This window comes from Pseudomonas mandelii (genome assembly GCF_006438925.1).
In the GTDB taxonomy this organism is placed as follows: domain Bacteria; phylum Pseudomonadota; class Gammaproteobacteria; order Pseudomonadales; family Pseudomonadaceae; genus Aquipseudomonas; species Aquipseudomonas mandelii_C.
Genome location: NZ_RCZA01000018.1, coordinates 1 through 19,949 on the forward strand (window position 1 = coordinate 1; position 19,949 = coordinate 19,949).

Annotated in this window: 16 protein-coding genes and 3 pseudogenes; 16 read left to right on the forward strand and 3 right to left on the reverse strand. The window is 57.5% G+C overall.

Annotated elements, in window-relative coordinates; all coding sequences use genetic code 11:
- The first annotated feature begins 1,013 nt into the window (after positions 1-1,013).
- Positions 1,014-1,308, forward strand: a pseudogene (locus EAH74_RS29985) (hypothetical protein).
- A 33-nt stretch (positions 1,309-1,341) separates the two neighbouring features.
- On the opposite strand, the gene EAH74_RS29990 reads toward EAH74_RS29985, so the two are convergent.
- Together EAH74_RS29990 and EAH74_RS29995 are read right to left on the reverse strand one after the other, a co-directional pair.
- Positions 1,342-2,358, reverse strand: a complete 1,017-nt coding sequence (locus EAH74_RS29990; RefSeq protein WP_140683776.1) for a DUF2971 domain-containing protein — start codon at positions 2,356-2,358, stop codon at positions 1,342-1,344.
- Between the two features lie 115 nt (positions 2,359-2,473).
- Positions 2,474-3,346 (reverse strand): annotated as a pseudogene (locus EAH74_RS29995) (hypothetical protein).
- A gap of 254 nt (positions 3,347-3,600) precedes the next feature.
- Here EAH74_RS29995 and EAH74_RS30000 point away from each other — a divergent pair.
- The 12 genes and pseudogenes from EAH74_RS30000 (at position 3,601) to EAH74_RS30060 (ending at position 16,264) form a co-directional block, all read left to right on the forward strand.
- Positions 3,601-4,509, forward strand: a complete 909-nt coding sequence (locus EAH74_RS30000; RefSeq protein WP_140683778.1) for a hypothetical protein — start codon at positions 3,601-3,603, stop codon at positions 4,507-4,509.
- A 278-nt stretch (positions 4,510-4,787) separates the two neighbouring features.
- Entirely contained in the window at positions 4,788-5,117 is a 330-nt protein-coding gene (locus tag EAH74_RS30005) for a hypothetical protein (protein WP_140683779.1), read from the forward strand.
- A gap of 920 nt (positions 5,118-6,037) precedes the next feature.
- Positions 6,038-6,349 (forward strand): DUF3077 domain-containing protein, encoded by a 312-nt coding sequence (locus tag EAH74_RS30015; protein WP_140683781.1) that lies wholly within the window; start codon positions 6,038-6,040, stop codon positions 6,347-6,349.
- 729 nt (positions 6,350-7,078) lie between these two features.
- Positions 7,079-7,555, forward strand: a complete 477-nt coding sequence (locus tag EAH74_RS30020) for a formate dehydrogenase subunit gamma (protein ID WP_123365388.1) — start codon at positions 7,079-7,081, stop codon at positions 7,553-7,555.
- The gene (locus tag EAH74_RS30025) at positions 7,555-9,114 is read left to right on the forward strand and encodes a formate dehydrogenase beta subunit (RefSeq protein ID WP_140683783.1); all 1,560 of its coding nucleotides are present in this window, start codon (positions 7,555-7,557) and stop codon (positions 9,112-9,114) included. Before EAH74_RS30020 ends, EAH74_RS30025 begins: the two co-directional genes overlap by 1 nt.
- On the forward strand, positions 9,111-11,999 hold the full coding sequence (gene fdhF / locus EAH74_RS30030) for a formate dehydrogenase subunit alpha (protein ID WP_140683785.1): 2,889 nt from the start codon (positions 9,111-9,113) through the stop codon (positions 11,997-11,999). Before EAH74_RS30025 ends, fdhF begins: the two co-directional genes overlap by 4 nt.
- The gene (locus tag EAH74_RS30035) at positions 11,996-12,217 is read left to right on the forward strand and encodes a formate dehydrogenase subunit delta (RefSeq protein WP_140683787.1); all 222 of its coding nucleotides are present in this window, start codon (positions 11,996-11,998) and stop codon (positions 12,215-12,217) included. The genes fdhF and EAH74_RS30035 overlap by 4 nt, the downstream gene beginning before the upstream one ends.
- A 309-nt stretch (positions 12,218-12,526) precedes the next feature.
- The gene (locus EAH74_RS30040) at positions 12,527-14,449 is read left to right on the forward strand and encodes an alkaline phosphatase D family protein (protein WP_140683789.1); all 1,923 of its coding nucleotides are present in this window, start codon (positions 12,527-12,529) and stop codon (positions 14,447-14,449) included.
- 171 nt (positions 14,450-14,620) lie between these two features.
- Positions 14,621-15,124, forward strand: coding sequence for an adenylate kinase (locus tag EAH74_RS30045; RefSeq protein WP_140683791.1), 504 nt, complete (start codon positions 14,621-14,623; stop codon positions 15,122-15,124).
- Positions 15,125-15,149: 25 nt separating this feature from the next.
- Positions 15,150-15,634: pseudogene (locus tag EAH74_RS30050) on the forward strand (bleomycin resistance protein).
- A gap of 124 nt (positions 15,635-15,758) precedes the next feature.
- The gene (locus EAH74_RS30055) at positions 15,759-16,013 is read left to right on the forward strand and encodes a type II toxin-antitoxin system prevent-host-death family antitoxin (protein WP_134096615.1); all 255 of its coding nucleotides are present in this window, start codon (positions 15,759-15,761) and stop codon (positions 16,011-16,013) included.
- The gene (locus EAH74_RS30060) at positions 16,010-16,264 is read left to right on the forward strand and encodes a Txe/YoeB family addiction module toxin (protein WP_140683793.1); all 255 of its coding nucleotides are present in this window, start codon (positions 16,010-16,012) and stop codon (positions 16,262-16,264) included. The genes EAH74_RS30055 and EAH74_RS30060 overlap by 4 nt, the downstream gene beginning before the upstream one ends.
- A gap of 8 nt (positions 16,265-16,272) precedes the next feature.
- Here EAH74_RS30060 and EAH74_RS30065 read toward each other — a convergent pair whose 3' ends face one another.
- The gene (locus EAH74_RS30065) at positions 16,273-17,448 is read right to left on the reverse strand and encodes an aspartate aminotransferase family protein (protein ID WP_140683794.1); all 1,176 of its coding nucleotides are present in this window, start codon (positions 17,446-17,448) and stop codon (positions 16,273-16,275) included.
- A gap of 102 nt (positions 17,449-17,550) precedes the next feature.
- Between EAH74_RS30065 and EAH74_RS30070 the strand changes: the two genes are divergently transcribed.
- From EAH74_RS30070 to EAH74_RS30080, 3 genes are all read left to right on the forward strand, one after another.
- The gene (locus EAH74_RS30070; protein ID WP_123365378.1) at positions 17,551-18,456 is read left to right on the forward strand and encodes a LysR family transcriptional regulator; all 906 of its coding nucleotides are present in this window, start codon (positions 17,551-17,553) and stop codon (positions 18,454-18,456) included.
- Between the two features lie 75 nt (positions 18,457-18,531).
- Positions 18,532-19,545 carry a sensor domain-containing diguanylate cyclase gene (locus EAH74_RS30075; protein ID WP_140683795.1) on the forward strand — a complete coding sequence of 338 codons (1,014 nt, stop codon included), beginning with the start codon at positions 18,532-18,534 and terminating at the stop codon, positions 19,543-19,545.
- Entirely contained in the window at positions 19,542-19,946 is a 405-nt protein-coding gene (locus tag EAH74_RS30080) for a GNAT family N-acetyltransferase (RefSeq protein ID WP_140683797.1), read from the forward strand. The genes EAH74_RS30075 and EAH74_RS30080 overlap by 4 nt, the downstream gene beginning before the upstream one ends.
- Positions 19,947-19,949: the final 3 nt, after the last annotated feature.

Here is a 19,949-nt window from a genome sequence, read left to right on the forward strand (position 1 = left end):
TTGACGGTTTTATTACTTTTCATATCGCTTAATATTACTTTGCTATGTAATACCGGCACACCCAGCAAAACGGGGGGCTCCAGCCCCATCACCTAACCCGTATTCCTCATATCGCTCTTTTTTGAAATGACCTCTCTGTCTCTGAGAATGAATCTCAAAAAAATCGATGCTTTTCACCAGAGCCCTGTTGGCGGCAGAAGGTGAACCTAATCATCCATCGCCTTCATTTCTGTGAAATCCATTAATCCCGCCGTAGCCCGTGACAGCCGTGGCGTAGAGGGAATTTACCCCCTCTCCCGTAACTGCCAATCCCGATCTCAAAAAGAATGTGCGCGTTTTCAAGAACACACTGAAACCAACGCTTTAAAACTTTTCGACCAATGAAACCAGGCATTCCAGCGTTCCCCCTCCGTGACCGCCCCGTGTACCGCTGTGCAACCGCGCTGCATTTCCCTTCAAAACTTTGCACTTTGTGAAATGACCGATTCCCTACAGAGATCCATAGCCCGCCTGGGCTGCAGGTGCGTTTGCACTACATCTGGATTTGCATAAAAAAAGGACACAAGGCCCGTCGACGGGACGGGGATAAGTGTTTTTTCAGCTGTTTTTTTGTGGCGAAAGAATTTTCCCAGGGCGACTTAGCGATCGGCGACATGGGTCAGTTGCCGTCAGTCGCCCTGCTGATGTGGGGAAATACGCCTATCGATATAGGCGTTCGCATATACAGTATCCTGACAAGATGGGCACGCCCAATGAATAGAGAACCTGTGGGAGTCGTAACCCCGGATTCATGCGAGATAGCGCGATGGCGCGTCCTGCTGCGAGATGAGGTGGCGTTGCTCGCAATGCCCGGTGCCCCATCACAAAGCATTGCTCAAGCAAGCACACGCACTGCACCAGGGCCATGTGATCGATGCTGACGAACTCAGCAATTTTTTGGAGTTAGCGGACGCGGCGCTTGCCTACGCGGTCGAATCGCTACTTGACCTTGATGCTGACGAGTAGGAGGCACCATGCACGTACTGGTCACTCCTATGCGTTTAATGGGTTTTGCGCTCGATCCCAAGGAGCGGCGCCACTATCCGGCGATCCGAGGCAACGTCATGGTCAACTCTACCGTGTGCAATGAATTAGGCCGAGCAGCCAACGTAGCTCGCGTTGAGGTGGGAATGCCGCTTGATCCAGATCCGCTGCCACCTTTGCTGGATGCCACTGGCAGGGATGGCTGTGACCGGGTTTGTGTTGAGTGGTATTGAGTTCATCGACGGCTGCGCTTACGCACAGTCTTGGTGGTGCCGTTTGGGTTAGGTTGGGGCAATAAGCCCCATCTCAAAGCGTTATTTACTTTACCCAATTATTGTTTTTCTTTAAGTACAGTTCACCTCGCCATTCGCTGATATAAAATTCGTCTGACGGTTTAACCGTGCCGGACTTGGCTTTTAACAGTTCAACATCCCTTCCAGTCAACTTAACGCCATCGCGCAACCCGTAGTGGCTTTTGCATATGCTTAACGCTCTAGATTTCAACGGTTTTGATTTTAGTTCCCATGAGCCAGACGTCATCTCTATAGCATTTACCTCCCATTGTTCTTGCTCCGACTTTTCTCTCAAAGCGTGATCGATGGAACCTTCAAAACTTTGGCCTTCATAAGTCCCTAATAAGGGATTTCGTAGCCCGAGATAAACTTCCTTAATCGCTACTGGGGTTTGAAATATAGACAATCCGGGTATCACGTTTATGCCATAACCGGGCGCTAGTTCACAGTATATGCTACTAGAACACCACATGGGGCTTTGACCTGACTCCTCTGTGAAATTAATCGATTGCTTGACAACTCTAACCTCTTCCTCGTAGACCCAGCAGGCATGCTTTACTAAAAACACCTTTCTCGCTAAGTTTTCAAGCTCTGGAAAAGCCTCCCTGTAATCACCCGGGAACATAGTTGTAAGTTCTAGGTGGTCGAGTAGCTCTTTGTTTTCTAGAGTTAATGCATGCAATGTTTTTGTATTCGTATACATAACGTCGCCTCCATCGATCGGAATCAAGTTGAAGTCTCTGCTTTTTAAAAAAGGCGTGTCTACCTGATAACCGATTACAAATCCTTTGTGTTCCTCCGCGTAATGCGCCCACATCAGCGGATTTAAGGGGGTTCTAGTTAGTGAAAGTATAACTACGGACTCTCGAAAGTTTTTTAATCGGGTTTGCATGTGGGTAAGCTTTAAGTCGCTTCCCTCGGCATTGTCAAGGTAGGATAATTCGAAAGGGTCGTTAAAGTAGCCGGGTGTTCGGAACCCGAGCAGGGAACTTTTTAGTGCAGATAGTCCGCTGTTAAATCCATAGTATTTATATAAAACCATAGTAGCCTCCATTTCTATATGAAAGCTCAGAGCGTAGCTCAATGCTATGTAAAAAGCATACGACTTATGGATAGAGGAATCGCTTGAACTCAGATTTTTATAAGGTGATGGGTTTCTACTGGGCCGCGAACGCCGCTATCGCTACTCCCTTTGCTGCGAAAACAGCTGCATTAGAGGGAGTCGGTGTCGCTCCATGTGTATGTACTGACAGTTGAATATTCATTTTTTGCAGCAGATCGAGCGTATCGCACACGATCTTGAACAGATTCACCGCATCAGAACCGATCCAATTTTTCGGCGCCTACATCCGCTGACTCACCCCCGCAACGCTTCGGCGCAAGCCTTCAATCCGTTCCTGCAGATCGTCAACGGCCGCCAGGCTCGCGGATCCGCCCGACAGCAGTTTCAGCGCGCCCAGCGCCTCAATCGTCTTGATACCACCCACTGACTCGGTCGAATGATCGTCCACCGTCCTGGTGTGATTCTGGAAGCTCTCGGTGTTGTCCAGGGCTTCAATTTCGCGCTCGTTCGCCTTGTCCTGGATCTTGCCATCCGTCTTGCGCAGCCAGTTGCCATCGGCGTCGACGCGCTGCTGACAGGCCTCGCTCTGCTGCCACACCTGGTCCCCCTTCGGCACCCGGGGCAGACTCAGGCCGTGGGGCAGGATCTGCGTGATAAAGGGTTTGTTCGGCAGGCCATAGGCGAAGCTGACCACCACGGTGGTGCCCTCCTCCGGAAAGCCGAACATGCCCGCTTCTTGCCCCCCCATGGGTGCCGGCAACGGCAGGCTGGTCAGAATCGGCAGGTCCGGATCCGGCTCACCATCGGGCAGGAGTACTTCAACGTCGACGCCAAAGCGCGGCCGGAAGTCATCGCACAGACCAGGTGCGGCAGGAATGGCCACTACACGGCCGAAGCGCGGCAAGTGGTAACCACCGCTCAGTTCAGGGAATTGCCGATCTACTGCGCGGCGGATTGCGTCTTCCATCGGATGACGAACGCCATGCGTGCGTTATCAGCAACACAAAGGGGCATCTTTACCAACACGGCAACGATGCCCCTTTTTCTTCAAGATCCTTTCAATTTCAACGTTGAAATTTCAGTAAGTTGGGGAATCTGTCGCTACCACGATGTCGCGGGTTTCCGACCCCGTGTTGAGACAAAGTCTCAGGGGCCCCGGCAGCTTTTGTAGCGCTGAAGCGTGTTAAGTTACGGAAAGACTATGGTTTTTGGAGAGGCAGGATGGAGTCAGCTCGGGATAAAAACACAAAGGAAATCGTAGAGGCTGAAGACTTATGGATGCTTCCACACGTTGACAGGGATGGCTATGAATGTAGCGGTTGCGAGCAACCCGTCTACCCGGCGTCGTATCTCAAAACCAACCTAAAGCGGCCGCACTTCAGCCTGTTCCCTAAAACTGATCATCTAGGGGATTGTGACGTAGATGGGGAAAGGAAGACCGTTGATAGTGGCCGTAAAGGCAGCGTTCGCAATGAATTGGAAACGAGCCCAGGTTTGTCCCCTTCGAGACTGATCCTCAAGGACGAACGTATTGCGGTTGACCCTACCCTGCCAAAGTCATCCGCACAGACCGGTAGCAAGAGTACCACCCGCACCAACTCGAATGATGGTGCCACGAGGCCTGCCGGGCGAAGACCGTCCAACACGATCCGGCCGATATGTCGCGCATTCATCAATTTCCCCTTCGACCGAAATATGTCATTAGATATTCCGGGGATCGAGGATAAGACCTACCTGACGGCCTTTAAAAAATTGGGGGCCGCAAACGCCGGAATCGAGCATTTTTCCCGTTCAAAAGTTTTCTATGCGGAGGTGGCCTGGGCCAAGACTCAAGCAACAGATGATTCGTTGGTTATCCAGCTTTCGGCTGGTGAGTGGAACGCCGAGCGTCAGCTGGTACGCAAATACATGCTTCGTATCTGTTGGTCCCAATGGTCCAATTACAAACGGACGAAGGTACAGAATGAGATGGAGGTCGTGCGCGAAGAAGGTATCAAGGAGAAAAAAAGCAAATCCAAAAAACGCGCCTATGTATTTTTCATCGGAGAGCAGGACGAACAAGATCCGACATATTTCAATGTCACCGATCATCGCCTCATCTGTGGTCTGGTCGGTGAACTCAGCTGGTAAGCACCGCACTGATCGGGCATCATCTGGCCAGCAAAACTGAACTTGTATCCCTGCTTGTATCCCTAACTGCATAATTTAGCTACAAGCCACGGATTATATGGATGCCTACAGTCGCCCTCGGGCACCAAAAATTAAGAAAGGTCTTGCTTTGCAAGGCCTTTTTTTTCGTCTGTAGAAAAGTGCCCTCACCCCACCGCCGTCCTGTAGGAGCTGGCTTGCCAGCGATCTTTTGATCTTCGCACCCTAGGCCGGCCCGACACCTCCCAAGGATTCACCCCATGGAACTGCTGCTGGAAACCGTCGCCCTGTTCTGCCTCAAGCTCGCTTATGAGACTGAAGATTCAAGCCCGATTCTGCGGGATGATCTGATGATGAGTGATTATGAGCGCGAGGTTTTTGGGTTGCTGGTGCGGCGGGGGGATGTCGAGGTGATCCACAGTAAAGTGGATGAATGCCTGAAGTTGGTCCTGAACGCTATCGGCGGTGTGGACACAGTCTTAGGCCGCGAATTGAATAGGTTGGCGGAAGATTTCAGCGCTGCACGGACGATAGAGCAACTCAATGCGCCGCTTATCGCGCTCAAGGATTATCTGAAACACATTCTGTGATTGATGCCTGGAAAGTGTCCAGACGCAGAGGCTTGCCCGTTACCGGGCAAACGTCTTGCTGCAGGCCGTTCATTTTGAACTCTCGAGCCGGGTACCAATAACCGCTGAGACGGTAATACCCTAACTGCGCAAGCTTGCGCTCTGCACGTGAGGGGTCATGGATCTGCATACCCCTACTGGCCAGAATCGCGACCAAATCAGAGTATGTACGGAACGGCTTCGGAGGGGCTGGGGTAGACAACTTCCATGTTCCAGAAACAAGAAGGCCCGAACGTAATGCCGGACTGAGCCAGCACCAGAGGATCGGGCGCGATTGGGGTCAATCGCTGCCGTAGCCTAATGACCATGTCAAATCTGTAAGTCGCATAAAACGCGGCAAACACTACGGTTTATGCGGATTTTCGACAGACGAGGCAGCGCGCTTATGCGCAGCCTAAAACAGTGCGCTGCGGATTGTTGTCGGGCCATTCCGAGAGTGCGGTAGGGATATTCTCTTCCATACCCGATGCTAGTTTTTCCAAAGAAAGCGCTGAGCAAAGAGCTTATGAACGTTGCAGTAATGAGACCTGCACGATACCCTCCAACCGTCGCTGCCAATTCAGCGACCGGGTGTGAGAGCCCGCAACAATCAAGGCGCAAAGCGCCCCAAAACCTATCGTGGCGTTTTTTTTCGTCTGCGATATGGCTTTATGGCGGCTGTGCGTGGGAGACCTTCGGGTCTACCGGTTGCCTTGATTGCCGGTTTCTCACCCCGCGCACGGCTGTCACCCAAGCCTGTGAGAAGGCTCGTGGCAGCTCCTCAAATCAAGGATGTTGACCATGACTAGAACAAATCCGTACAAAATTTGGCTTTTCCCTCTACGCAATTCCCAATCGCGTAACGCCCTCCCCGACCGCCTCTCCCTCATCGGAGGTGGCAAATGACCGAACAATCAGAGCTGAAAACCATCGGCCTAACACCCGCCATCTACTGCGCGGATCAAGCCCTGTTCCATGTCACTCGCGGCGTCCCCCTCGGTGATGCGTTAGCCATGGCTTCTGATTTTCTGTTCCTCGCCAAGAAGCTGACCGAAGATGCTGCCTACGCCACAGACACCGACCGCCACGCCTGGGCCGCGCATTATTTGACGGCGATGAGTAAGGCGGTGGTGGATGATGCGGTGAAGGTGCTGAATCGGGATCGGGATAATGAGCTGGCGTCCAAGCGGGCGGGGGCGAAGGCTGAAGCTTAGTGTTTGAGGCCTGTGGGGTGTGGGTGGCTTGCGAGGGTGGCAGCTGATTCAGCATTTATGTTGGTTGGGCTGGCGCTATCGCGAGCAGGCTCGCTCCCACAGGGGTTGCAGTGAGCTGACAGGGATTATTTGGCCCGACCAGGTGGCTGGGTTGTCATTGCGGGGCATCTTCAGCATTGAGGGTGGCTGGGCTGGCGCTTTCGTCGGAACGCCGCCCGGAGCAAGCTCGCTCCCACAGGGATTCGGTGCACCTTTAGCATTGTTGTTGGCTGATCTGGCGCTATCGCGAGCAGGCTCACTCCCACAGGGGTTGTGCGTTGGCACCACAGGGGAATACGTCAACGCATCTGCTCCGTAGAATTGCCCATGGTTCTGATGCTTCTTCCCACCTGAAATGCTTGTTATATATCAGCCATCGACAGGCCCTCAGGGCATTAGGCCGGTGAGTGAACGCCCGCACCCCACTCATCTAGACTTAATGGATAGTCGTAGGCAGAACCGAACACGTCGCTTTGGTGCAGTTCAATCAATAGCGGCGTGGCAAGCTGCCCTTTATGCCCAGTAGAGGTGCGGCGAAGACCGTGCCGGGCGCAACAAGATGCCCGCTCAGGGTGCCCTGGCCGACGGCCTGAAATTGCCACGATTCCGTGACGTGGTGTGAGTGCCGCAGCCGACACTTTCGGACGACCGACAACCCTCTGGTTTGTCCGTGACCGTGAGGAATGCTGAATGCCTGATGAGATGTTGCAATTGCCTATGGTCAACAGCGTGCTGGAGCGCCACAAGGGCTCTGCGGGCGCACTGTTGCCGATTCTTCATGAGATTCAGGAGGGCATCGGTTATATCCCCGATGCCGCCATCCCCGAGATTGCCCATGCGCTTAACCTGAGTCAGGCCGAGGTTCGCGGGGTGATCAGTTTTTACCATGACTTCCGTACCGCGCCGCCGGCTCGGCATATCCTGCGGCTGTGCCGCGCCGAGTCCTGCAAGAGTCGCGGTGCCGAGCAGCTTGCGGCGCAGTTGCGCGAACGCCTGCAACTGGACGATCACGGCAGTAGCGCCGACGGCAGCATCAGTTTGCGCCCGGTGTATTGCCTCGGCGCCTGTGCCTGTTCGCCCGCGCTGGAGCTGGATGGTCAGGTGCATGCGCGGCTTAGTGCCGAGCGTCTGGATGCCTTGCTTGATGCTTGCCGGGAGGACGCATGATGTCGCGCCTCTATCTGCCCAGTGATTCTCTGGCCCGTGCCGTGGGTGCCGACGAAGTGGCGGTCGCCCTTGCCGCGAAGGCCCAGGAACACAATCTGCCGTTGGACCTGCAACGCACCAGCTCGCGCGGCCTGTATTGGCTGGAACCGCTGCTGGAAGTGGACACCCCTCAAGGCCGTATCGGCTTTGGCCCGCTGACTGCTGCCGATGTGCCCTCCGTGCTCGAAGCCCTGCAAAGCGAGCCGTCCACCCATCCACTGGCCTTGGGCCTGGTGGAAGAATTGCCTTATCTGAAGACTCAACAACGCCTGCTGTTCGCCCGCGCCGGTATTACTCGGCCGCTGTCCCTGGATGATTACCGGGCCCACGGCGGCTTCGAGGGCTTGACCCGCGCCATCGCAGTGGGCGGCGAGCAGACCGCGACGGAAGTGTTCGACTCAGGCCTGCGTGGCCGTGGCGGCGCGGCTTTCCCCGCTGGGATCAAATGGCGCACGGTTCGCGCCACCCAGGCTGCGCAGAAGTACATTGTGTGCAACGCCGACGAAGGCGACTCCGGCACCTTCGCGGATCGCATGTTGATGGAAGGCGACCCCTTTCTGCTGATCGAAGGCATGGCCATTGCCGGCATCACTGTCGGCGCCAGTTACGGCTACATCTATGTGCGCTCGGAATATCCACAATCCGTGGCCACCTTGCGCGAGGCGTTGGACATCGCCCGGTCCGCCGGTTACCTCGGCGCCAATGTCGGTGGCAGCGGCCAGGCCTTCGATATGGAAGTGCGCGTCGGTGCCGGCGCTTATATCTGCGGTGAGGAAACTGCGCTGCTGGACTCGTTGGAAGGCAAGCGCGGGATTGTCCGCGCCAAGCCACCGATCCCCGCGTTGAAGGGCCTGTTCGGTTTGCCGACGCTGGTGCACAACGTGCTGACCCTGGCTTCGGTGCCGCTGATTCTGGCCAAGGGTGCGCAGTTCTATCGCGATTACGGCATGGGCCGTTCTCTGGGCACCATGCCCTTCCAACTGGCGGGCAATATTCGTCATGGTGGTTTAGTGGAACGGGCCTTTGGCCTGACCCTGCGGGAACTGGTGGAAGACTACGGCGGCGGAACCGCCAGTGGCCGGCCGCTGAAGGCCGCGCAGGTTGGCGGACCGCTCGGCGCCTGGGTGCCGCCGTCGCAATTCGACACGCCGCTGGATTACGAAGCCTTCGCCGGCATCGGCGCGATGCTCGGTCACGGCGGTGTGGTGGTGGCTGACGACAGCCTGGACATGGCCCACATGGCGCGCTTCGCCATGCAGTTCTGTGCCGAGGAATCCTGCGGTAAATGCACCCCGTGCCGCATCGGCTCGACCCGAGGTGTTGAGGTGATCGACCGCCTGCTGGCAGCGCCTGACCAGAGTGGTCGCGATGAGCAGGTGATCATCCTCAAGGACCTGTGCGACACCCTGCAATACGGTTCGCTGTGCGCGTTGGGCGGCATGGTCTCCTTTCCGGTAGCCAGCGCCCTCAAGCACTTCCCCGCCGACTTCGGTCTGCAATCTTCGGAGGCCGACCAATGATTACTCTCTTCGACCCGAACACCGATATCGACTTAGGCACCCCGGCCCGCGACAGCGACGTGCAGGTGACCCTGAACATCGACGGCCGCAGCATCCGCGTGCCCGAAGGCACCTCGGTGATGCGCGCCGCCGCGCTGATGGGCACCACCATTCCCAAACTGTGCGCCACCGACAGTCTGGAAGCCTTCGGCTCTTGCCGCATGTGCCTGGTGGAGATCGACGGCATGCGCGGCTACCCCGCGTCCTGCACCACGCCGGTCACTGAAGGCATGACCGTGCACACCCAGACGCCAAAACTCGCGACGCTGCGGCGCAACGTCATGGAGTTGTACATCTCCGATCACCCGCTGGACTGCCTGACCTGCTCGGCCAATGGCAACTGCGAGCTGCAAACCGTCGCCGGCCAGGTCGGCCTGCGAGAAGTGCGTTACGGCTATGAAGGCGACAACCATCTCGCCGACGTGAAGGACACCTCCAACCCCTACTTCGACTTCGACCCGAGCAAGTGCATCGTCTGCAACCGTTGTGTCCGTGCCTGCGAAGAAACCCAGGGCACGTTTGCCCTGACCATTACCGGGCGCGGTTTCGAATCCCGGGTTGCGGCCGCTGGTGGCGAGAACTTCCTCGACTCGGAATGCGTGTCCTGCGGCGCCTGTGTGCAAGCCTGCCCGACCGCGACCCTGATGGAAAAAAGCGTGGTCGAACTGGGCCAGCCCGAACGCAGCGTAATCACCACTTGCGCCTATTGCGGCGTGGGTTGCTCGTTCCGCGCCGAGATGAAAGGCGACCAGTTGGTGCGCATGGTTCCGGACAAAAACGGCCAGGCCAACCACGGCCACTCCTGCGTCAAAGGGCGCTTTGCCTGGGGCTACGCCACTCACCCGGATCGCATCACCAAGCCGATGATCCGTAAAAACATCAGCGACCCTTGGCAGGAAGTCAGCTGGGATGAAGCGGTGACCTACGCCGCCAGCGAATTCCGCCGGTTGCAGCAAAAATATGGCCGCGACTCCATTGGTGGCATCACCTCCAGCCGTTGCACCAACGAAGAAACCTATCTGGTGCAAAAACTGGTGCGCGCCGCCTTCGGCAACAACAACGTCGACACCTGCGCGCGGGTCTGCCACTCGCCGACCGGCTATGGCCTGAAACAAACCCTGGGCGAGTCCGCCGGCACCCAGAGCTTCGACTCGGTGATGCAGGCCGACGTGATCCTGGTGATGGGCGCCAACCCCAGCGACGCCCACCCGGTGTTCGCCTCCCAGCTCAAACGCCGCCTGCGTGAAGGCGCGCGACTGATCGTCATCGACCCACGACGCATTGATCTGGTGGATTCGGTGCATGCCCGCGCCGAACTGCACCTGGCCCTGCGCCCAGGCACCAACGTCGCCATGCTCAACGCCCTGGCCCACGTCATCGTCACCGAAGGCCTGTTGAACCAAGCCTTTATCGACGCCCGTTGCGAGGACAACGAATTCGCTCACTGGCGCGAGTTCGTCAGCCGCGCGGAAAACTCGCCGGAAGTGCTTGGTGAGATCTGCGGCGTGGCCCCAGCCGACATCCGCGCCGCCGCTCGCCTGTATGCCACCGGCGGCAACGCGGCGATCTACTACGGCCTGGGCGTCACCGAACACAGCCAGGGCAGCACCGCGGTCATGGGCATCGCCAACCTGGCCATGGCCACTGGCAACATCGGCCGCGAAGGCGTGGGCGTGAACCCGCTGCGTGGGCAGAACAACGTTCAGGGCTCCTGCGACATGGGTTCCTTCCCCCATGAGCTGCCCGGCTACCGCCACATCTCCAACGAGGTCGTTCGCGCACAATTCGAACAGGCCTGGAATGTCACGCTGCAACCCGATCCGGGCCTGCGCATTCCCAACATGTTCGAAGCCGCCCTCAGCGGCAGCTTCAAGGGCCTGTATTGCCAGGGCGAGGACATCGCCCAGAGCGACCCGAATACCCAACACGTCACCGCAGCCCTGTCGGCCATGGAATGCATCGTGGTGCAGGACATTTTCCTCAACGAAACCGCCAAGTTCGCCCACGTGTTCCTGCCGGGCTGCTCGTTCCTGGAAAAAGACGGCACCTTCACCAACGCCGAGCGGCGCATTTCCCGGGTGCGCAAAGTCATGGAACCGCTGGGCGGCAAGGCCGACTGGGAAGGCACCGTGGCCCTGGCCAACGCACTGGGTTACCCGATGAACTACCAGCACCCGTCAGAAATCATGGATGAAATCGCCAGCCTGACGCCGACCTTCACCAACGTCAGCTACGCCGAACTGGATCGCCACGGCAGCCTGCAATGGCCATGCAACGCCGCGGCACCGGACGGCACGCCGACCATGCACATCGAGGAATTCGTACGCGGCAAGGGGCGTTTCATGCTCACCGGCTACGTGCCCACCGAGGAAAAGGTCAACAATCGCTATCCACTGCTGCTGACCACCGGGCGCATCCTCAGCCAGTACAACGTCGGCGCTCAGACCCGACGCACCGAAAACGTTGCCTGGCATGACGAAGATCGCCTGGAAATCCACCCAACCGACGCCGAGAGCCGTGGCATCAACGAAGGTGACTGGGTCGGCATCGGCAGCCGCGCCGGCCAGACCGTACTGCGTGCGCGGGTCACCGAACGGGTCGCCCCGGGTGTGGTGTACACCACGTTCCACTTCCCTGAATCGGGGGCCAACGTCATCACCACCGACAACTCCGACTGGGCCACCAACTGTCCGGAGTACAAGGTCACCGCCGTGGAAGTCAGCCGCGTTTACCACCCTTCCGAGTGGCAAAAACGCTATCAGGAATTCAGTGACAACCAACAACGCCTGCTCGACGAACGCCGCCAGGCACGCACCGCCGGAGCAAAAGCCGAGGTACGCCGATGAGCACTGAAAACCTGATCAAAATGGTCAACCAAATCGCCCAGTACTTCGCCAGTGAACCGGACCAGCAACAGGCCGTGCTCGGCGTGCGTAATCATCTGCAGATGTACTGGACGCCTGGCATGCGCAAGGAATTGCTGGCCTGGCAGATGGAGCATCAGGGAGCAGACTTGCACCCGCTGGCGCAGGCGGCGGTCAGTGGGGCGGGCTGGGAGGCTTAAGCTCACACGCCCCCTTGGGAATTGCCCCTTGGCCTGTGTAAACAGGCCAAAGGGCTAATGCCGGTCAATTAAGGGCGTGAACACCGCAACCTCTGTGGGAGCGAGCTTGCTCGCGATGGCGGCGCAACATTCAACATCAATGCTGACTGACCTGCCGCTATCGCGAGCAAGCTCGCTCCCACAGGTTTTGCACCTTAACTGACCGGCATTAGCCAAGGGCTATTTTGCCGTCCACCGTCGATAAACCGGGAGCCATACGTTCGCGCCAGCTGCGTTATCATTCCTCGCTTCTCTGTTCCAAAAAACCGGATGTCCATGTCTTTGCCACTGCCTGACGATCATCAATCCCTGCCACCTGTCCTGGTCGGGCCGCTGTTGCGGCGTCTGGAGCCCACGCGGTTGGTGATGTGGCTGGTGGGGTCGCGGGCGCTGTCGCTGACGTTGCGTCTGCAAGATCGCGACGCTATTCACCTCGACGCGAGTCAGTGCACGGTCATTGCGGTGGGCACCCAGGCCTTTGTTCATTTGATCGATGTGTCGCTGGACGCCGCCCTGCCCTGCGACACGTTAATCGAATACGACCTGTTGATTGACGACGCTGGCGCAGGCATCGCCGATTGGGCCCCGCACTTGCTGTACGGGGACGCCCGTTGCCCAAACTTCGTCCTGCGTAAACGGGCCGATCATCTGCTGCATGGTTCTTGCCGCAAACCTCACCACCCGGCCCCGGACGGTTTGCTGTGCGTCGATCGTTTGTTGGAGGCGGAGCCGGACGCACACAAACGTCCGGCGCTGTTGATGATGAGTGGTGATCAGGTTTATGCCGACGATGTCGCGGGGCCGATGCTGCGAGCCATCCATGCCTTGATCAAGCGACTTGGGCTGTTCGAAGAGCACCTCGAAGGCGCAGTGGTCAGCGACAGCGCCAAGCTCTACGAGCACCCCGCCAGCTACTACCATCGTGCGGATTTGTTACCGGCGCTGGAGAGCAACGAAACCCTGCGCGAGCGATTTTTCGGTGGGGCGCGTAAGCCGATTTTCACCAGCAGCAGTGCCGACAACCATCTAGTGACGTTTGCCGAAGTCATGGCCATGTACCTGCTGGTCTGGTCGCCAACACCCTGGACATTGATCGCCCCGCAACCGCCGGCACTGACACCTGAACGACGCGAGCGTTATGCGCTTGAGCAGACGCGCATCGATGGTTTCAAGGCCGGTCTGGGAGGCGTCGCCCGAGCACTCGCGCACCTGCCGTGCCTGATGATTTTCGACGATCACGATATTACCGATGACTGGAATCTTTCCGCGCAATGGGAGGAAACGGCCTACGGCCATCCGTTCTCCAGGCGCATCATCGGCAACGCACTGATTGCTTATATGCTGTGCCAAGGCTGGGGCAACAACCCGGATGCGTTCGGCGCTGTGCTGGAGAAGGCCAGCGGATTGAGCGCGACCGGGCATGACCGCTACCTCGACAGTGACATTCAGGACGAGTTGATTGACCAACTGCTGAGATTTCAGAACTGGCATTACGTGCTGCCCACCCGCCCGGCCATCGTGGTGCTCGACACCCGCACCCGGCGCTGGCGCAGCGAGATGAACCTCAAGCAGCCTTCGGGTTTGCTGGACTGGGAAGCCCTCAGCGAACTGCAACAGGAACTGCTCGATCACCCTTCGGCCATCATCGTTTCGCCGGCACCGATCTTCGGCGTCAAACTGATCGAAACCGTGCAGCGCGTCTTCAGCTGGTGCGGTTATCCCCTGCTGGTGGACGCCGAAAACTGGATGGCTCATCGCGGTGCGGCCCAGGTGATCCTGAACATTTTCCGACACTCGCGTACACCCGGTAATTACGTGGTGCTGTCGGGCGATGTGCATTATTCCTTCGTCTACGAAGTACTGATCCGACACCGCAAAGCCGGCCCGCGAATCTGGCAGATCACCAGCAGTGGCATCAAAAACGAATTCCCTCCCGCGCTGCTCGAGTGGTTCGACCGCCTCAACCGCTGGCTCTACTCGCCCCGCTCGCCACTGAACTGGCTGACCAAACGCCGGCGCATGCGCATTGTTCCCCATGTCCCGGAACATGCTGAAGCGGGTGAACGGCTGTGGAATTCGGCGGGGATCGGGCAAGTGTTCTTTAATGAAAAGGGACAGCCGCAGGAGATCTATCAGCACAACTCAAACGGTTCGCCGAAGACGCGGATGGTTGCGCCTGAGAATGACGACTGAAGGCTGAAGGCTGAAGGCTGATCGTTCCCACGCTCTGCGTGGGAATGCCTCAAGGGACGCTCCGCGTTCCAGCTCTCGAAAGGGACGCGGAGCGTCCCGGGCTGCATTCCCACGCAGAGCGTGGGAACGATCGGTGGGGGTAGCCATTTCATTATTTGATCGGTGTCGCTCATGAACCTCACCCGAACCCTGATCATTGGCAACTCCGGTTCCGGCAAAAGCTGGCTGGCCGAACGACTGGCCAAGCACCTGCAAGTGCCGTGGGTCGATCTCGATACGATTCACTGGTTGTCCGATGAACACAGCATCCCCCGCCCCCGTGCCGAGGCGTTGGGCATGGCACGGGTGCTTGCCAGTAAAGAGCGCTGGGTGATCGAAGGCGTTTACGGCTGGATCATCAGCGAACTCTTGCCCCGGGCTACAGCACTGATCTGGCTGTGTGTTGAAGATGAGGAATGTGTTGCCAATATCCGTCAGCGAGAGGCGCAGCGGGACAAGAATGACGAGTTGTTGATTGCGTTGCTCGACTGGGCCAGCAGCTATCGTACGCGCGAAGAGTCCAGTGGATTCGCCGCGCATCAGCAACTGTTCGAAGGATTTAGCGGTTCGAAACTCAAACTCAGGGATCGAACCGAAATCACAACATTCACGAACACCGTGATACAAGCCAACTAACTCACACTGTTTACCAAGGATACGTATGTTTGCACGGAGCAAATTAGTCCCCGAATTAATGGCACGGACATCAAGAAAAGCCTTCACTTCTGGACATCCCTGATCGGTTTTCAAATCGCCTATGAACGTCCCGAAGTCGGTTTTGCCTACCTCGATCAAAACGGCGTTCAGATCATGTTGGAGCAATACGACCCGACCGAAGGCCAGTGGATGACCGGCGCACTGCAAGCACCGTTCGGTCGAGGCATAAACTTTCAAATCACGGTCGATGTCGTCGAGCCGATACTCCAGCGCCTGGCCGACGTTGAATGGCCGCTGTTTCGCCCAAGCACCGATGTCTGGTATCGCGCCGATGCGGTGGAAGTCGGCCAGCGTGAATTTCTGGTGCAGGATCCGGATGGTTATCTGGTTCGCCTGGTGGAGAGTTTGGGGGAGCGATCAAAAAACTTGGGTGCCGAGGGATGTCGAGTAAATCGGATCGGGATTACATCGATCACGGAAACGTCTTGAAGAATCTTCGGCGATACTCAGGACAAGCGCGGATGCATCGTCTGCGCAACGACCACTCGTAGGTATCACCTTGTCATCCTGTACTCATTTCTGTACGTTCTTTGCATCGAGCGAGGACTACAACATGCAAACCATCAACTACACCACCGCACGTGCACATCTGGCCGAAACCATGGATCGGGTCAATGAAGACCGCGCTCCACTGTTGGTCACTCGCCAGAAAGGCGAACCCGTGGTGATGATGTCTCTGGCGGAGTACAACGCCCTCGAAGAGACAGCCTATCTACTTCGCTCCCCTGCTAATGCTGAACGCCTGATCAAATCGATCGGCAACCTGCGGGCAGGGAAAACTAAAACCAGGCAACTCATCGAAGAATGAATATTGAGTTCACTCCTGAAGGTTGGGAAGACTATCTGTGGTTCCAACAAAACGATAAGGCAGGACTCAAGCGAATCAACCTGCTGATCAAATCAATCCAGCGCGAGCCGTTCGATGGACTCGGAAAACCTGAACCGCTCAAATACAATTTGAGCGGCTTCTGGTCGCGGCGGATTACAGCCGAGCATCGCTTGGTCTATGCAGTCGAGGACGGTGAAATACGCATCGTGATGTGTAGATACCACTACTGAGATAAGTCTCAGGCCGCGCTCACCGCCCGGCAAACCCCTCTCACAATCATCTCCACCTCCCGCTCATCAATCGTCAGCGGCGGCAGCAGGCGAATGGTCTTACCCCGTGTCACGTTGATCAGCAAGCCGTGATCCCGCGCGGCGATCAGGGTCAGGTCGCGAATCGGCTGTTTGAGTTCGATGCCGATCATTAAACCCTGGCCGCGGATCGCCAATACGTTCGGGTCGTCCGCCAATTCAATGCGCAATCTGGCCAGCAAACGCTCGCCCTGAAGTTTGGCGTTTTCCAGCAGTCCTTGTTCTTCGATGATCTCCAGCACGGTGCAACCCACGCGACAGGCCAGTGGATTGCCGCCGAAGGTGCTGCCGTGACTTCCAGGGGTGAAGAGATCGGCGGCTTTGCCTCGGGCCAGGCAGGCGCCGATGGGAATGCCATTGCCCAGGCCTTTGGCCAGGGTCATGACGTCTGGAACGATGTCTTCGTGCTGAAAGGCAAACCACTGGCCGGTGCGGCCGATGCCCGTCTGGATTTCGTCGAGCATCAGCAGCCACGCGCGCCGAGTGCAGCGTTCGCGAATGGCTTTCAGGTAACCGGGCGGGGCCATTTGGACACCGCTTTCGCCCTGAATCGGCTCCATCAGGATCGCCACGATGCGCGGGCCGTGGGCTTGCTGCACCTTGTCCAGCGCCTTGAGGTCACCAAATGGCACTTTGACGAAATCCCCCGGCAACTCGTTGAAGCCCAGGCGCACGGCCGGGCCATCACTGGCGGACAAAGTGCCGAGGGTCCGGCCGTGAAAGGCATTCTCCATGACCACCACCAGCGGTTGGTCGATGCCTTTTTGCCAGCCATACAGCCGCGCCAGTTTCAGCGCGGTCTCATTGGCTTCGGCACCGGAGTTGTTAAAGAACGCTCGCTCCATGCCCGCCAATTGCGTCAGTTTCTGCGCCAGCCGTTGTTGCCAGTCGATGCTGTAGAGGTTGGAAGTGTGCAAAAGCAACCCGGCCTGTTCGCTGATGGCCGAGACGATTTTCGGATGGGAGTGACCGACGTTGGTCACTGCCACGCCCGCCACCGCGTCCAGGTATTCACGACCGGCCTGATCCCACAGGCGCGTGCCCAGACCCTTGGTGAAACTCAAGGCCAAGGGTTGGTAAGTGCTCATCAGGCAGGCGGCGGTCATGACATCAAGCTCCATCAATGGTCGGTGTTTTTGCAGTATGGTTAGCCACCTGAGCTAGATAAACGCTGCAACACTTCAATCATTTTAAAGCTGGGCTTGATAATGGATTTGTTCCAGGCAATGACTGTTTACGTGCGGGTGGTGGAAACCGGCAGCATGACCGCCGCCGCGTTGCAGTGCGAAATGTCCACCACCATGGTCGGCAATCACTTGCGGGCGTTGGAGCAACGACTGGGTGTGCGTCTGCTCAACCGTACGACGCGACGCCAGCGGTTAACGGAATTCGGCACCGCTTATTACCAGCGTTGCCTCGAAGTGCTGGGGCTGGTGGCCGATTCCGAACGGTTGGCCGAGCAGGCCCTCGACGAGCCAAGTGGCACCTTGCGCATCACCGCACCGCTGACGTTCGGCAGCGAAAAACTGGCACCCGCCCTGAGTGAATTTGCCCTGCTGTGTCCACGCGTCAAATTGGATGTAGTCCTCACCAATCGCCGTCCGGACCTGCTCGAAAACGGTTTCGACGTGGCGTTTCGCCTGGGCAACACCGAGGAGACCCACCTGATCGCCCGTCCACTCCTCGACTACAGCCTGACCATGTGTGCATCACCGGAGTACTTGGCGCGCAAAGGCACACCGCAGAAACCTGATGATCTGCAACACCACGACTGTCTGTCCTTTGCCTATCCGGCCGGGGATGACTGGCAGTCGGTGGAGAAACATTGGCGCCTGACCGGTCCCGAGGGCGAAGTGGCGGTAGCGGTCAATGGACCGATGTTGATCAACAGTTCGGCAGGACTGCATCAAGCGGCGCGAACCGGCATGGGCATCGTGGTGTTGCCTGATGCGTTGATGGAGCAAGATCTCAAGGACGGGAAACTGGTGGCATTGATGCAGAATTACCTGCCGCCAAGCCGACCGATGAACCTGATGTATGCCCAGGATCGCTACCGTTTGCCAAAACTGCGTAGTTTTGTCGACTTTGCCTTGCAGAGATGGGGCAAGCACTAGCCGACCGAATACCCCATGCACTAATCTCCTCGACAGGCGGGTCACTTAGATATCAGGGCGGCAGGGAGTGCGGAGATGGGTGAAGCGTCGAATATCGAGCCGTTGAAGTTCAATCTGTCGGATTTGAACGAAGACATGCTGCACACCATTCTGGAACTGGTCAGCGACGGCATCTGGGACTGGAACGCCAACACCGGGTTCGTCTATCGCAACCCCGGGTGGTACGAGATGCTCGGCTACCCGCCTCATTCCCTGAATAACAACGTGTTGACCTGGGAAAACGTGATCCATCCCGACGATTACCTGCAGGTCATGGCGCAGTTCGATGACTACCTGAATCAACGAGCCCCTGGCTATCAGGCCGAGTATCGCTGCCGCATGCTGGATGGCAGCTATATCTGGATCGAAGACCGTGGTTACGTTTTGGCACGCAATGCCGACGGCTCGGTGGCGCGGATGGTCGGCGCACACCGCAGCATCGACGACAAGAAGCGCCTGTACGAAGCGCTTGAGCGGCGCAACCAATCCCTTGAAGCGATCGTTGAAGAACGCACCCGAGAGTTGTCTCGCGTCAATCAGCAACTGCAAATCCAACTCGAAGAAAACCGCAAACTGGCGGAAACCGACGCACTGACCTCAATCGCCAATCGCTATCTTCTGGAAAAGGCCCTGCCCCAGGAATGCGAACGCGCCCAGCGCTTTCGACAACCGCTGTCGCTGATCGCCATGGACATCGACGACTTCAAGAACATCAACGATCACTATGGCCATGCACTAGGCGATGCGGCATTGGTGCAGGTGGTCGAGAGCGTGAAGCACTGTGTGCGTGAAGGCGATCTGCTTGCGCGTTGGGGCGGCGATGAGTTCATCATGATCCTTCCCAATACACCACTTGCCGACGCCCGGACCCTCGCCGAACGTATCCGCCATGGCCTCGCAAGCCTGCTGCCAGTGGGGGACTTTCAAGTGACCATGAGTTTTGGCGTGGTTCAGCGCTTTGAAGAAGAACAACAGACCGGACTGCTGGCCAGGGCCGATCAGGCACTGTATCGGTCGAAGATCGCGGGCAAGAATGTGATTTCCGGATGAACAACGCCTTGCATGTCCGCGATGTACTGCCCGCGGAAGTAGAGTCCGTACGCCTTTTTCTGGGGCAAAACGGATGGGCGCACCGCACAGGTTCCACTGAACATTTTGCGCAGTTGATTGCTCACTCCCAACGCACAGCCCTTGCTGTGAAGGACTCCCAAATCCTCGGTTTTGCCCGAGGCATCACTGACGGCCTATCAAACGGTTATCTGTCGATGGTCGTTGTCTGTGGACAGCATCGACGTGAAGGTGTCGGACGCGCGCTGGTTGAACATGTGATGGGCGAGAACCCCGACATGACCTGGGTTCTGCGAGCAGGCCGGGAAGGCGCTGCGGATTTCTTTTCAAGCCTGGGTTTTGAAACGTCGACCATTGCGATGGAGCGCCCGCGTGGCAAATAGCCA